We start from the raw sequence: 14,348 nt of genomic DNA, 5'->3' as shown, positions 1-14,348 counted from the left end.
TATATAGTATTACTATTTAACCAACAACACTTCCAAACAGCGCAAATTGCGCTTATGTTACGCCTCAGCTCGAACAATATAGTCATACAATAAGAGAATCGATCATGTCTGATAAGAAACCCACCCTGCGCTCCGCCCAATGGTTTGGCACGGCCGACAAGAACGGCTTCATGTACCGCAGCTGGATGAAGAATCAGGGCATCGCCGACCACCAGTTCCACGGCAAGCCGATCATCGGCATCTGCAACACCTGGTCGGAACTGACCCCGTGCAACGCGCATTTCCGCCAGATCGCCGAGCACGTCAAACGCGGGGTGATCGAGGCTGGGGGCTTCCCGGTGGAATTCCCGGTGTTCTCCAACGGAGAATCCAACCTGCGCCCGACCGCGATGCTCACCCGCAACCTGGCGAGCATGGATGTGGAAGAAGCGATTCGTGGCAACCCGATTGACGGCGTGGTGCTGTTGACCGGTTGCGACAAAACCACCCCGGCGCTATTGATGGGTGCTGCCAGCTGCGACGTGCCAGCCATCGTCGTCACCGGCGGCCCTATGCTAAATGGCAAGCACAAAGGCAAGGACATCGGCTCCGGCACCGTGGTCTGGCAGCTCAGCGAGCAGGTCAAGGCCGGCACCATCACCATCGATGATTTCCTCGCGGCCGAGGGCGGCATGTCCCGCTCGGCCGGTACCTGCAACACCATGGGCACGGCCTCGACCATGGCCTGCATGGCTGAAGCCCTCGGCACTTCCCTGCCCCACAACGCGGCGATTCCGGCGGTGGATGCGCGCCGTTATGTGCTGGCGCACATGTCCGGCATGCGCGCGGTGGAAATGGTGCGCGAAGACTTGAAACTGTCGAAGATCCTGACCAAGGAAGCCTTCGAAAACGCCATCCGCGTCAACGCGGCGATTGGCGGTTCGACCAATGCGGTAATCCACCTCAAAGCCATTGCCGGGCGTATCGGCGTGGAGCTGGATCTGGACGACTGGACCCGCATGGGTCGCGGCATGCCGACCATTGTCGACCTGCAACCGTCCGGGCGTTTCCTGATGGAAGAGTTCTACTACGCCGGTGGTTTGCCTGCCGTGTTGCGCCGTCTCGGTGAAGCGAATCTGATCCCGAACCCGAACGCCCTGACCGTCAATGGCAAGTCCATCGGCGAAAACACCAAGGACGCGCCGATCTACGGCGAAGACCAGGTCATCCGTACCCTCGACAACCCGATCCGCGCCGATGGCGGGATCTGCGTGCTGCGCGGCAACCTGGCGCCGTTGGGTGCGGTACTCAAACCGTCTGCGGCCACCCCGGAGCTGATGCAGCATCGCGGACGCGCGGTAGTGTTCGAGAACTTCGACATGTACAAGGCGCGGATCAACGACCCGGAACTGGAAGTCGATGCCAGCTCGATCCTGGTGATGAAAAACTGCGGGCCGAAGGGTTATCCGGGTATGGCCGAAGTCGGCAACATGGGCCTGCCGGCCAAGCTGCTGGCCCAGGGCGTAACCGACATGGTGCGTATTTCCGATGCGCGCATGAGCGGCACCGCGTACGGCACCGTGGTCCTGCATGTGGCGCCGGAAGCGGCGGCTGGCGGACCTCTGGCAGCGGTGAAGGAAGGCGACTGGATCGAGCTCGACTGCGCCAGCGGCCGCCTGCACCTGGACATTCCGGATGCCGAACTGGCGGCGCGCATGGCCGACCTGCAACCGCCGCAGCAATTGCTGGTGGGCGGCTACCGTCAGCTGTACATCGACCATGTGCTGCAGGCGGATCAGGGCTGTGACTTTGACTTCCTCGTGGGTTGCCGTGGGGCCGAGGTGCCGCGTCACTCCCACTGATCACCAGAAACCCTTGTAGGAGCGAGCCTGCTCGCGATAGCGGTTTTTCATTCAACTACTACGTTGACTGACACTCCGCAATCGCGAGCAGGCTCGCTCCTACATTTGATTTTGCAGCTGCCTCAAGATTGCGCCGTGCCTGTTATCATGCCCGGCATCCCTCCGCACAGGACCGCGTCGCTTCCCATGGATTACCGCAAACCCTCCGATCGCAAAAGCATGCATTCGCGCATCGTTCAGGAACTGGGCATGCACATCGTCTCCGGACGCTTCCTGCCGGACGACAAACTGCCGGCCGAAGCCCTGCTATGCGAGGAATATGCGGTCAGCCGGCCGGTATTGCGTGAAGCGACCCGTGTATTGGTCGCCAAGGGCCTGGTTTACTCTCGTCCGCGAGTCGGCACCGTGGTCAAGCCGCGCAAGGACTGGCACATGCTCGATCCGGACGTGCTGCACTGGCTGATGCAAAGCAGCCCGCAAAACGAGTTCTTCGACCTGTTGACCAGCGTGCGCAGCATCATCGAACCGGCCGCTGCCGCCCTGGCCGCCCAGTTCGCCACCGATGCCGACATCGCCTCCATCGGCGAAGCCTATCAACGCATGGAAGCCGCACCGACGCCCGAAGCGTTGTTGCAACCGGACCTGGATTTCCACAGCCGCATCGCCGACGCCACCCATAACGACTTGCTGGCCAACTTGTGCAACATGCTCTCGGTGGCGATTGCCGAAGCGTTGAAACACTCGAACCAGCGGCCGAACCTGCATGAACTGGCGTTGCCACGGCACAAGGCGATCCTCACCGCCATCGAGAACCGTGATGCGCTGGGTGCGCGGCATGCGACGCTGGTGCAGCTGGACGATGCGCGTAATGCGTTGAATGTGGTGTTGGGTACGGATCCCGCCTGATCACCCCATACCCCTGTAGGAGCTGAGCTTGCTCGCGATGGCGGCGGGTCAGACAACAATTGGCTGCCTGACCCGCCGCCATCGCGAGCAAGCTCAGCTCCTACAAGGCTTGTGTGAATTCGAGATATAAAAAAACCGCAACCCTGAGGTTGCGGTTTTGGTGTTTCTGCTCGCCGATCAGTGCGCAAACAGCGAATTGCCCTTCTGCCCCGCCAGTTTCTCCGGCTTGATCAGGAAGCGTGCCAGCGCTGGCAGCAGCCACAGCGCGCCGAACATGTTCCACAGCAGCATGAAGGTCAGCATCAGGCCCATGTCGGCCTGGAACTTGATCGCCGAGAAGATCCAGGTGCACACGCCGATGGCCAGGCACAGACCGGTGAATAGCACGGCTTTACCGGTGGACTTCAGCGTCTGATAGTACGCCTCTTGCAGCGGCAAACCGGCGCGCAGGAAGCTTTCCAGACGGCTGTAGATGTAGATGCCGTAGTCCACGCCGATGCCCACGCCCAAGGCCACCACCGGCAAGGTCGCGACCTTCACGCCGATGCCCATGAAGGCCATCAGGGCGTTGCCCAGTACCGAGGTCAGTACCAGCGGCAGCACGATACACAAGGTCGCCGCCCAGGAGCGGAAGGTGATCATGCACATGACCGCCACACAGATGTACACCAGGATCAGGATGGTCAGCTCGGACTTCTTGATCACCTCGTTGGTGGCCGCCTCGATACCGGCGTTACCGGCGGCGAGGATGAACTCCAGGCCTTCCTTGTTGTTTTCCTTGGCGAACTCCTGCACCGCATGCACCGCACGATCCAGGGTCTCGGCCTTGTGATCATTGAGGAACACCAGCACCGGCGCCAGGGAGCAATTGTTGTTGTACAGGCCATCGGCACGGGCGATGGAGTTGTTCAGCACGTCCGGGTTACGCGACAGGGTTTCCCATTTCAGGTTGCCCTCGTTCATGCCCTTGATCATCTGCTTGGACACGGTCACCAGGGAAATCGCCGACTGCACGCCCTCGGTGTTCTGCATCTTCCACATCAGCTCGTCGATCGGCGCCATGGCTTCATAGCGCGAGCAACCTTCGGCCTTGGTCTTGACCATCACCACCAATACATCGGAGCTGGTGGAGTAGTTGTTGATGATGAAGTTGTTGTCCTTGTTGTAGCGCGAATCCGGACGCAGCTCCGGCGCACCCTGGTCGAGGTCACCAATCTTCAGGTTCTGGCTGTACCAGAGGCCGCCGCCAAAGGCGATCAACGCCAGCAGAATCGAGACCGGGGCCACCTTGGCGCTGGCAAAGTTGGCCAGCAGGCGCCAGAACGGATGTTCGCGGTGCGCGTCCTTCTTGCTGCGGTCCACGGCGCGCTTGCTGATGCCGACGTAGGAAATCGCCACCGGCAGCAGGATCAGGTTGGTGAACACGATCACCGCCACGCCGATGGACGCGCCAATGGCCAGCTCGCGGATCACGCCGATGTCGATGATCAGCAGGGTGATGAAGCCCACGGCGTCGGCGAGGATCGCGATCATCCCCGGCAGGAACAGTTGACGGAAGGTACGGCGCGCAGCGGTCAGGGCGTTGTCCGCCTCACTGGATTGCAGGGCGATACCGTTGATTTTCTGCACACCGTGGGAAATGCCGATGGCGAAGATCAGGAACGGCACCAGCATCGAGTACGGGTCGAGACCGAAGCCGAAGAAATGCATCAACCCCAGTTGCCAGATCACCGCCACCAGTGTCGTGCTCAACACCGCCACGGTACTGCGCATGCAGTTGGTGAACCAATAGAGCAGGATCAGAGTGATGACGAAGGCGACGCCGAAGAACATCACCACCATCACCAGGCCATCGATCAGGTCACCGACCTTCTTGGCGAAACCGACGATATGGATCTTTACGTTGGGGTTCTGTTTTTCGAACTTGTCCCGGATCTTTTCTTCAAGATCGTGGGAGAACTTGCGGTAGTCGAGCGCCAGCAGCTTGCCCTGGTCCTGCGGGTCCGGATAGGACTCCAGCAACGGGATGTCGACGATGCTCGACTTGAAGTCGTTGGCCACCAGCCGCCCGATCTGCCCGGACTTGAGTACGTTGTTGCGCAGCATGTCGAGGCTCTGCTGGGAGCCGTTGTAACTCTGCGGGATCACTTCACCACCGGCGAAGCCCTCCTCCGTCACTTCGGTCCAGCGAACGCTCGGGCTCCACAGGGACTTGAGGCCGGAGCGGTCGACGCCGGAAATGTAGAACACCTCGTCGTGGATCTGACGCAGGGTCTCCATGTACTCCTTGGAAAAGATGTCACCGTCGGTGGCTTCCACGGAAATCCGCACGGTGTTGCCCAGGTTCGCCAGATCGTTGCGGTGCTCCATCATCTTTTGAATGAAGGGATGCTCCAGCGGGATCATTTTTTCGAAACTGGTGGATGGCCGGATCAGCGTGGCCTGCCAGAACAGGAAAATGCTGACCAGCAGGCAGATGGTGATCACTGCCGGGCGGTTGTTGAAAATCAGGCGCTCAAGAAACGTCGCCTTGTCCTGATGATGAGTGCTCAAGGAAGTCATAGCCCCGCCTTCTTATTATTAACGTAGCTCATTTGCCCAACTCGGCACCGTTTGGCATCGTTGCGCGAACGCCGCCCTGCCCACCCAGGATCAGATTGCCGTTCCCTGCACCGACCACCGACGAGATGGAAATACGATCCCGACGGTTGAAGACGCTGAAGGTTTCGCCGTTGTCGCTGCTGCTGATCACCGAACCGCCGTTGCCGACGATCACGATGGAACCATCCTCGAGCAACGTGCCGCCGGACAGGCCGAACTCCAGCGCGCCACGCTCAGCCTTGAGTTCGACCTGCTCCCAAGTGCTGCCGAAGTCCGTGGAGCGATAAAGATTGCCGCGCAGGCCGTAGGCCAACAGGGTGTTGGGTTGAGCGGTGCCGATCACGCCGAACAGCGAACCTTCGTACGGACCTTCGAGCTTCTCCCAGGTCTGCCCCCAGTCGGCGGAACGGAACATGCTGCCCTGCTCGCCCACGATGAACAGCCCGGCATCCTTGACCGCGGTGATGGCGTTGAGGTGGTACTGGTCTTCGTTGTCCAGGCGATCGCTGACGTCTTCCCAGTTTTTCCCGCCATCGGTGGTCGCCATCAAGGCACCATAGGCGCCCACGGCAAAGCCGTTGCTGACGTCCTGAAACCAGACGTCGAGCAGCGGCGATTCGCGTTTGAGATCTTCGAATTGCTTGGTCCAGGTAACGCCGCCGTCCTCGCTGGAGAGGATCTGTGCGTCATGACCAACGGCCCAGCCGTGCTTGTCATCGACAAAGAACACCGAGGTCAGCAGTTGCCGGGTTGGCACCTTCGCCTGGGTCCAGGTCGCGCCCTGGTCATCGGAATAAAGAATGTGCCCGCGATCCCCGACCGCCACCAGGCGCTTGCCTGCGTGAACGACATCGAGCACCAGGCTTTTGCTGGCCTTGGCCGATTCAACGGAATAAACAGCGTCAGTTGCCGGAGCATCGGCCGACAAGGCTGACGCCGACCACACGGAACAGCCCAACAGCGAGAGCGCTGTAGCCAACAAGGCGAATTTACGCAGTGCCGGCGGGCGGCAGGTACCCACACCCATGACAGGCTCACTCATAGACCTTCCCCCATTATTATTGTTAGGTCATTCAACCTTTCAGGGCGCCGCAAGGGTGCACGCCTGGACTCGCCGCTTCAGAACAATGTCCTGAAACCCGCAATCCAGAGCCCCTTCGGAAGCTGGCTTATCCTATAGAGGTTTTTAAACGCCTGACAATCGACGGCACGTTATGTTTTGTTAACAGTTGGGGGATGTGGTTTTTCTGAATGATGGGGTATTGGGCGGGGTGATCGCGGTTTGGGGAGGATGGAAGGTCCTGCAGGGTCCGGGTGGACCCTGCAGGTGCAGCTACCTGATCAAGCCAGGCTCTTGCTGACCACTTCAAACACGTCGCTGGACAATTGTCCCGAAGCGCGAATGCGCTCCAGCTCGCCTTTCATCAACGCCTGACGCGCAGTGTCATACTTGCGCCAGCGTGTCAGCGGCGCCAATTGACGGGAGGCGATTTGCGGGTTGAAGCCATTGAGCTCGATCACCAGGTCCGCGAGGAAGCGATACCCCGAACCATCCGCCGCGTGGAAGTTGATCAGGTTCTGCCCGGCAAACGCACCGATCAGCGCGCGCACCTTGTTCGGGTTCTTGATGTTGAACGCCGGATGCTCCATCAGTGCCTTGACCCGCTCCAGACCACCCGGCAATACGCTGCCGGCCTGAACGCTGAACCACTGATCCATGACCAGCGGGTTGTCGCTGAAGTGCGCGGCGAAACTGGCCAGGGCCTTGGCTTTCTGCTCCTCGAACGGTGAATTGACCAGCACCGCCAGCGCGGTCAGGCGCTCGGTCATGTTGTCGCAGGCATCGAACTGCTCCAGCGTCGCCGCCAGCACTTCAGGTTTGCCGCTGAGCATCAGGTACGACAGCGCAATATTCTGCAACGCACGACGGGCGAAATGCTCGGCTTCGGCCACGTATGGCGTTTGTTTCGACAGTTCGCGGTTGGCCTGATAGCGCAGCCACAGGCCTTCGAGCAACGCCTCGGCCAGTTGCTTGCGAGCGAATTCACGGGCGAGGTGAATGGCCTCGACATCCGCCACTTCGCTGATTTCGGTCAGATAGGCTTCGCTCGGCAACGAAAGCATTTCGGCGACCATCGCCTGATCAAGCGACTCATCGGACAGCACGGTGCGCAAGGCCGACACCAGACGCTGATCCAGTACCAGCGTTTCACCCTTCTGCTGCTGGGCAATCAGTTCCTGCAGCACCTGCACCGACAATTGCTGGCCGGCGTCCCAGCGATTGAAACCGTCGCTGTCGTGCTGCATCAGGAACATCAGTTGGTCGCGGTTGTACGGGAAGCTGAGTTTTACCGGCGCGGAGAAGCCACGCAGCAAGGATGGCAGCGGCTGTTCGGCGACATCGACGAAGGTGAAGGTCTGCTCGGCTTCGGTCACGGAGATGACTCGCGAAGTGCCTTGCGCGGAAGCTTCGCCAGCAAGACGCAGCGGCATTTCGGCGCCCTTGCCATCCAGCAGACCGAGGGCGACCGGAATCACGAACGGCAGCTTTTCCACCTTGTCCGGGGTTTGCGGGCAGCTCTGGCGGAAGGTCAGGCTGTAGGTTTTCGCTGCGGCATCGTAAGACTCACTGACCACCAGACGCGGAGTGCCCGCCTGGCTGTACCAGCGCTTGAACTGGGTCAGGTCGACACCGTTGGCGTCTTCCATGGCCTTGATGAAGTCATCGCAGGTCACGGCCTGGCCGTCGTGGCGTTCGAAGTACAGGTCGCTGCCTTTGCGGAAGCCTTCGGCGCCGAGCAAGGTATGGATCATGCCGACCACTTCCGAACCCTTTTCATACACGGTCAGGGTGTAGAAGTTGGAAATCTCGATGAAGCTGTCCGGGCGCACGGCGTGGGCCATGGGGCCGGCGTCTTCGGCGAACTGGTGAGTGCGCAGATAAGCGACGTCCTGGATGCGCTTGACCGTGGCCGAGTTCATGTCGGCGGAGAAATGCGAGTCGCGGAAAACGGTGAAGCCTTCCTTGAGCGACAACTGGAACCAGTCGCGGCAGGTCACGCGGTTGCCCGACCAGTTGTGGAAGTACTCGTGGGCGACGATGGCTTCGACTCGCTGATGCGCGGCGTCGGTGGCGGTTTCGGCCTTGGCCAGCACGGCACTGGAGTTGAAGATGTTGAGGCCCTTGTTCTCCATCGCGCCCATGTTGAAGTCGTTCACGGCGACGATCATGAAGATGTCCAGATCGTACTCGCGACCGTACACCTCCTCGTCCCAGCGCATGGACTTCTTCAGGCTGTCCATGGCGTGCTGGCACTTGTCGATGTTTTCCGGTTCGACGTAGATACGCAGTGCCACGACACGATCAGTCATGGTGGTGAAGGTGTCTTCGACACACCACAAATCACCGGCCACCAGTGCAAACAGGTAAGCCGGCTTCTTGAACGGATCTTCCCAGGTCGCCCAGTGCCGGCCATCTTCGCCAGGGCCCGAGGCGATCGGGTTGCCGTTGGACAGCAGCACCGGGTAGCTGTGCTGCTCGGCGACCACGGTGGTGGTGAACGTGCTCATCACGTCCGGACGGTCGAGGTAATAGGTAATCTTGCGAAAGCCCTCAGCCTCGCACTGGGTGCAGAACATCGTGCCGGACTTGTACAGGCCTTCCAGCGCGGTGTTGGTTTCCGGGTGGATGCGCACGCTGGTATCGACCGTGAAAGTGGTGCTGGTCGGGTGCAGCGTCAGGTGGTTCTCGGTCAACTGATAGTCAGCCGCCGTCAGTTCACGGTCAGCCAGGGTGACCGATAGCAAATCGAGCTGCTGGCCGTCCAGCACCAGCGGCGGCAGGCCCGGGCCACGCTCGGGGTTGCGGCGCATCACCAGTTGCGCATGGACCAGGCTGTGGTCCTCGAACAACTCGAAGGTCAGGTGAGTTTCGTCAATCAGGTACTCGGGCGCCTGATAGTCCTTGAGGTAGATCATCTTCGGTTGTTCGGTGCGCATGCTGGAGTCCTTACTGATGCACGGCGAGCTGGTAGGCCGTGTATTTACGAATGTTGATCACGCCGGTATCGAAGATCAGGTACTGGCCCTTGACCCCCAACAGCGTGCCTTCGGCAATCGGCTGCTTGTCCAGGTTGAAACTGACAATCTTGGCCGGGTACTGCTCGACCGGGTATTTGATTTCGAGCGTTTCGACATCGGTCACCGGCTGGATCGCCTGCAGGCCGAATCGATCCTGCAAAGCGCGAAGGCCGTCCGCGCAACTGGCGAACAGCTCGTCGCGAACCCCGGCCAGATCCACCGACGCCGCTTCACCCTTGAGCAAGGCACGCCAGTTGGTCTTGTCGGCCACCTGACTGCGGAACAGATCCTCGACGAAGCCGGACTGCTGGCGAGTGGCGACGCGCATGATCGGCAGCGCCTGACGGGCACCCTGGTCGATCCACCGAGTCGGCAACTGGGTGGCGCGGGTAATCCCGACTTTCACCCCGGAAGAATTCGACAGGTAGACGATGTGATCGGTCATGCAGAACTTCTCGCCCCACTCCGGCTCACGGCAGGTGCCGGCGTCGAAATGGCAACGTTCCGGGCTCATGATGCACACGTCGCACTGGGCCAGCTTGGTCATGCACGGGTAGCAGTAACCCTGGCTGAAACTGGTTTTAGTCTTGCGCCCGCAATGGATGCAATGGATCGCACCCAAATATTCCAGGCGTACCGTGCTGCCGATCAACGGATTGACCGGTACCTCGACGTCGCCCAGGCGAAAGGCGTATTGCACGTTCGGCCCGTCCAGGCGCGCCGACATTTTGCTGATTGCACCGCGGCCAATCTCGATCAATGGATGGCATCCGACTTGAACAGGATATTCGGCACTTGAATCGACTTCGACGCACACTCCTGCGGGCCCATGTAGCCAGTACGCTCTTCCTCGGGCAGGTTCTGGATTTCCCAGGCGATCATCGCTTGCAGCGACAGTTCGCGTTGCTCGGCGGTGAGCTTGCCACCGTCGGACCATTTACCGATTTCCACCGCCAGTTTCAGGCTCTGGTATATGTCCGGGGTGATGTTCTTGATCATTTCGTTAAAAGAGGACATTGGGTCTCCGCGTTCTCTATTTACATAAACTGTTTCAGGCGGCCAGTTTACGGCGGTTGTACAAACCACCCAACAAGCCGGTCAAGCATCCGACGAGCAGCCCGCTGACATGGGCCGCGTTGGCGATTTCACCGAAGCCGATCATCGAGACCAGCCCGGACATGCAGAGCAGCAACCAGACCAGCATCATTACCAGCACGCCACGTGGCAGACGATAGGCGGCGTTCGGTGCCAGTAGCTGGAAAATCCAGCAATGGCCCAGCAACCCGTACAGCACGCCGGACAGGCCTCCGAACAGGCTCGGGCCGGTATACAGGTACTGTGCGTAGTTGGACGCCAGGCTGAAGAGCAAGGTCAGGCCAATCAGATTGATGGTGCCCTGGCGCGATTCGATGCGTCGTCCCAGCTCCCAGTACCACATGCCGTTCATCGCCAGGTGCAGGATGCCGAAGTGGATCAGCATCGGGCTGACCAGCCGCCACCATTGGCCCTCCGCCAGACTGGTGGCCAGTGGCGTGAAGTGGATGTACTCGCCGGCCACACGGAAATCGAGGAAGGTGAACCAGTGCAGGGTGCTGAAGTTTTCGCCCAACTGCGTCAGCGTGCCGACCAGAATGCTCAGCAGCAACACGACTGCGGTGGCCTTGGCGTAGCGAACCTGCTCGAGGAAGCCCGGCCGGCGAACGGTCTGTGCCACCGGAATATCCAGCTGTTGCTCGGGATCGCCCGCTGGAAAACGCTCGTACAAGGCACGCACGTCTTCGCTGATATTGTCCGGCACCCAGAGCACCTGCTCGCCCGCCTCTTCGCTGACCCGGTGCGGCACCTGCATGCGCTGCAGCAACTTGACGAAGCCGCTCAGGTCCACCGCCAAGGGCAGGCGCAATACCGCGACCTTACTCATTTCAACACCTCTGGCCGCTCGACATCGACCCAGACAAATTTGTGCGGATCGAGCCGCGTTTCCTGATCCAGCCGATAGGCGACCAGCTTGCCATAGAGCACGGCGCTGTAATCCAGGCAGGCCAGGTTCGGACGAATCGGCGCCGGTTTGCCACTGCGCCAGTAATGACCGACAAACAGCAACGGTTCGTCGACGCCGTAGCGCAGCAGGTTGTTCTTTTCGCTGGAGGACAATGGCTTGCGTGCCACCGGATCTGGCAGCGCATCGGGCTGGAACACGATGTCGCCGTAGGTTTGCGGGTCGTCTTCCCAGAATTTGGTGCGGAAGAATGAACGCACCAGGCCATCGCCACTGGTCATGGTCAGGCCGTCAGGCAGGCGCATGTCGGTGCCGCGCAGCAGGCGGTCGAACACGGTGCAGGCAAAACTGCCCGACTCGGCAGAAGCCTGTAGGAAGTGTTCATCCACGCAGCCATTGGGGAACAGGGCCCGCAGCGGCTCGATAAGGCCGGCGTCCCAGCAGGCATGGACTACCCGGAAGCGCCCGGCATCGACGAACAGTGGCAGCTCATAGAACCATTGCTGGAAATCATGCCAGTCGCCTGGATGGTGTTCGAACTGGGTCAGGGTTTCATGCAGCAAACGGGCGTGGCGCGGGGTATGTTCGCGCACGAATTGCTTGCCGCTGCCGGGCAGTGCCGGCGTCGCCCAGCCCAGGGCGTTGAATTCGTGATTGCCCATGATGCACAGCGCCTGACCGGCCTCGACCATGTCGTGGACGATATGCAACGCCTCGCGAATCCGTGGGCCACGGTCGATGATGTCGCCGACGAACACTGCCATGCGTGAGGCATGGCGCCAGACGCCACCTTGTTTGTGATAACCGAGCCGGTCGAGCAAATGCTCAAGGGTCAGAGCGCAACCGTGCACGTCACCGATCAGGTCGTAGCTACGCGCGGGATCGAGCATCAGTCGCCTCCACCACCCAACTTGCTGCCCCAGCCGAGCTTGGTCCGGCAGACTTCATAGTAGTTGTGGTCGAGTGGGTGGATCAGCCGCAACTTCTGGGCCTTTTTACTGACGGTGATGGTGTCGCCGGGCGCACAGGTAAAGTGGTTCTGCCCGTCACACGAGACTTGCGGGTAAATCTGCATATCCTTCGACACGACGATTTTCAGCTCACTGTTGCCATCTACCACAATTGGCCGGCCCGACAAGGTATGGGGGTACATCGGCACAATTACAATGGCGTCGAGCTTGGGATGCATGATCGGGCCGCCGGCGGAAAGCGCGTAGGCAGTGGATCCGGTGGGCGTGGCGACGATCAGGCCGTCGGCCTTCTGGCTGCAGACGAACTGGCCGTCGATATACAGCTCGAACTCGATCATCCGCGTGGACTTGCCGGGGTGCAGCACCACGTCGTTCAGTGCATCGCCCTGCCCGATGGCCTCAGCGTGACGACGGACTTCGGCCTGCAGCAGGAAGCGGTTTTCCACCAGATAGTGGCCGTCGAGCACTTCGGCGACCTTGATTTCCAGCTCATCGGGACGGATGTCGGTGAGAAAGCCCAGGCTGCCACGGTTGATGCCGAGCACCGGGATATTGTGCTTGGCCAGCGCCCTTGCGGCGCCAAGCAGGCTGCCATCACCGCCGACCACAATCACCATGTCACACACTTCGCCGAGCATCTTGCGCGACGAGGTTTGCAAGCCGTGGCCCGGCAGGACTTCAGCGATGGTGTCTTCGAGGATCACATGCAGGTGACGGTCGAGCAGAAAACGCTTGAGTCGGCGGACGGTATCCAGCACCTGGGAGCTGCCCAGGCGGCCGATGATGCCGATATTACGAAATTGCTCCATGGGGCTCCTACAGGACTCGGGGGCAGAGCGCGGCGGCCTGCGACGGCGAAAAGCACGATTATGGGCGAAAGCGCCGGATAGACAAAATCCTTTCAGCGACAAGGACGTACTCCTGTTTGAGGCTATGCTCGCAAGATGATCCTATTTCCAGAGTTGTCGCAGTTACCCCACCAGTTGCGCCACCCCGAAGTGCGCGACCTGGCGTGGGTCATCCTCGCGCCGCCGATGCTGGCCGACGCGCCGTGGCCGCAACGCCATCCCCTGTCCGGCAGTGACTGGGTCCAGGCGCCGGATCGCCTGGAACACTGGTTGCGCAAGCTGGATCAGGACAGCTACGGCCTGCTGCACTGGCTGTCTCAAGCCCGGACGCGACGCCTGGGGCTGTATTACGAGCGCCTCTGGCAATTTGCCGTCGAACAGGCGCCCGGCGTCGAATTGATTGCCGCTAACATGCCGATCCGCCGCGAGGGCCACACCCTGGGCGAACTGGATATGCTGTTGCGCGATCGCGATGGCGTGCATCACCTGGAACTGGCCATAAAGCTTTATCTGGGGCCGCAGAACGGTAACGGCCGCGACACCGCGCAATGGTTCGGCCCCGGCTGCCATGACCGCCTGGACCGCAAACTCAAGCATTTGAGCCAGCATCAACTGCCGATTTCCGCTCGTGAGGAAAGCCGGGAAATGCTGGCGGCGCTGGATATCCAGCAATTCGACGCGCACTTGTGGCTGGGAGGTTATCTGCTCTATCCATGGCCGGGGCAAGCGGCCTCTCCCAGCGGCGCGCACCCCCTGCACTTGCGCGGGCGCTGGCTGCATCAAAAGGATTGGGCTGAATTCGTCGGGCAAAGCCCGCCCGGGCGCTGGCAACCCCTGCCCCGCCATGCCTGGCTGGCGCCGGCGCACTACCCTGCGGAACAGACCTGGAGTGCCGAGCAGTTGAATGCCTGGTTGAGTGAGTTGTCGCCCGTGGCGCCGGCGCAATTGCTGGTGCGGCTGACGGAAAATGTCGAGGGTGATTGGGAAGAAGCGGAGCGGCTGTTTCTGGTGGCGGATCTATGGCCGGATGTGCCGGGGCAAGGCTGAGCTTCGTATTGGAGAGAGTACCGCTATCGCGAGCAGGCTCGCTCCTACAGGGGAA

11 protein-coding genes are annotated in these 14,348 nt (G+C 60.7%); 3 read left to right on the top strand and 8 right to left on the bottom strand.

What is annotated here, in order from left to right; translation table 11 throughout:
- Positions 1-104: 104 nt before the first annotated feature.
- Together DKY63_RS02155 and DKY63_RS02150 are read left to right on the top strand one after the other, a co-directional pair.
- Positions 105-1,841 (top strand): IlvD/Edd family dehydratase, encoded by a 1,737-nt coding sequence (locus DKY63_RS02155; RefSeq protein WP_110962591.1) that lies wholly within the window; start codon positions 105-107, stop codon positions 1,839-1,841.
- A 186-nt stretch (positions 1,842-2,027) separates the two neighbouring features.
- Positions 2,028-2,747: a FadR/GntR family transcriptional regulator gene (locus DKY63_RS02150; protein ID WP_110962590.1), complete on the top strand. Its 720-nt coding sequence runs from the start codon at positions 2,028-2,030 to the stop codon at positions 2,745-2,747.
- 177 nt (positions 2,748-2,924) lie between these two features.
- Here DKY63_RS02150 and DKY63_RS02145 read toward each other — a convergent pair whose 3' ends face one another.
- From DKY63_RS02145 to DKY63_RS02110, 8 genes are all read right to left on the bottom strand, one after another.
- Positions 2,925-5,309: an efflux RND transporter permease subunit gene (locus DKY63_RS02145; protein WP_110962589.1), complete on the bottom strand. Its 2,385-nt coding sequence runs from the start codon at positions 5,307-5,309 to the stop codon at positions 2,925-2,927.
- A gap of 28 nt (positions 5,310-5,337) precedes the next feature.
- A complete protein-coding gene (locus tag DKY63_RS02140; protein WP_110962588.1) occupies positions 5,338-6,390 on the bottom strand; it encodes a WD40/YVTN/BNR-like repeat-containing protein in 1,053 nt (350 codons plus the stop codon).
- Positions 6,391-6,689: 299 nt separating this feature from the next.
- Positions 6,690-9,347: an aminopeptidase N gene (gene pepN / locus DKY63_RS02135; protein ID WP_110962587.1), complete on the bottom strand. Its 2,658-nt coding sequence runs from the start codon at positions 9,345-9,347 to the stop codon at positions 6,690-6,692.
- Between the two features lie 10 nt (positions 9,348-9,357).
- Entirely contained in the window at positions 9,358-10,188 is an 831-nt protein-coding gene (locus DKY63_RS02130; protein ID WP_110962586.1) for a DUF2797 domain-containing protein, read from the bottom strand.
- Positions 10,185-10,445 (bottom strand): YeaC family protein, encoded by a 261-nt coding sequence (locus DKY63_RS02125; RefSeq protein ID WP_110962585.1) that lies wholly within the window; start codon positions 10,443-10,445, stop codon positions 10,185-10,187. The genes DKY63_RS02130 and DKY63_RS02125 overlap by 4 nt, the downstream gene beginning before the upstream one ends.
- 34 nt (positions 10,446-10,479) lie before the next feature.
- A complete protein-coding gene (locus DKY63_RS02120) occupies positions 10,480-11,349 on the bottom strand; it encodes a rhomboid family intramembrane serine protease (protein WP_110962584.1) in 870 nt (289 codons plus the stop codon).
- On the bottom strand, positions 11,346-12,317 hold the full coding sequence (locus tag DKY63_RS02115) for a metallophosphoesterase (RefSeq protein WP_110962583.1): 972 nt from the start codon (positions 12,315-12,317) through the stop codon (positions 11,346-11,348). The genes DKY63_RS02120 and DKY63_RS02115 overlap by 4 nt, the downstream gene beginning before the upstream one ends.
- A complete protein-coding gene (locus tag DKY63_RS02110; RefSeq protein ID WP_011333623.1) occupies positions 12,317-13,207 on the bottom strand; it encodes an NAD(+) kinase in 891 nt (296 codons plus the stop codon). Before DKY63_RS02110 ends, DKY63_RS02115 begins: the two co-directional genes overlap by 1 nt.
- Positions 13,208-13,342: 135 nt before the next feature.
- On the opposite strand from DKY63_RS02110, the gene DKY63_RS02105 reads away from it, so the two are divergent.
- The gene (locus DKY63_RS02105) at positions 13,343-14,293 is read left to right on the top strand and encodes a DUF1853 family protein (RefSeq protein ID WP_110962582.1); all 951 of its coding nucleotides are present in this window, start codon (positions 13,343-13,345) and stop codon (positions 14,291-14,293) included.
- Positions 14,294-14,348: the final 55 nt, after the last annotated feature.

This window comes from Pseudomonas putida, assembly GCF_003228315.1.
GTDB lineage: Bacteria > Pseudomonadota > Gammaproteobacteria > Pseudomonadales > Pseudomonadaceae > Aquipseudomonas > Aquipseudomonas putida_S.
The sequence above is the reverse complement of the archived record's forward strand: the minus strand, read 5'-3'. Positions and strand labels throughout refer to the sequence as shown.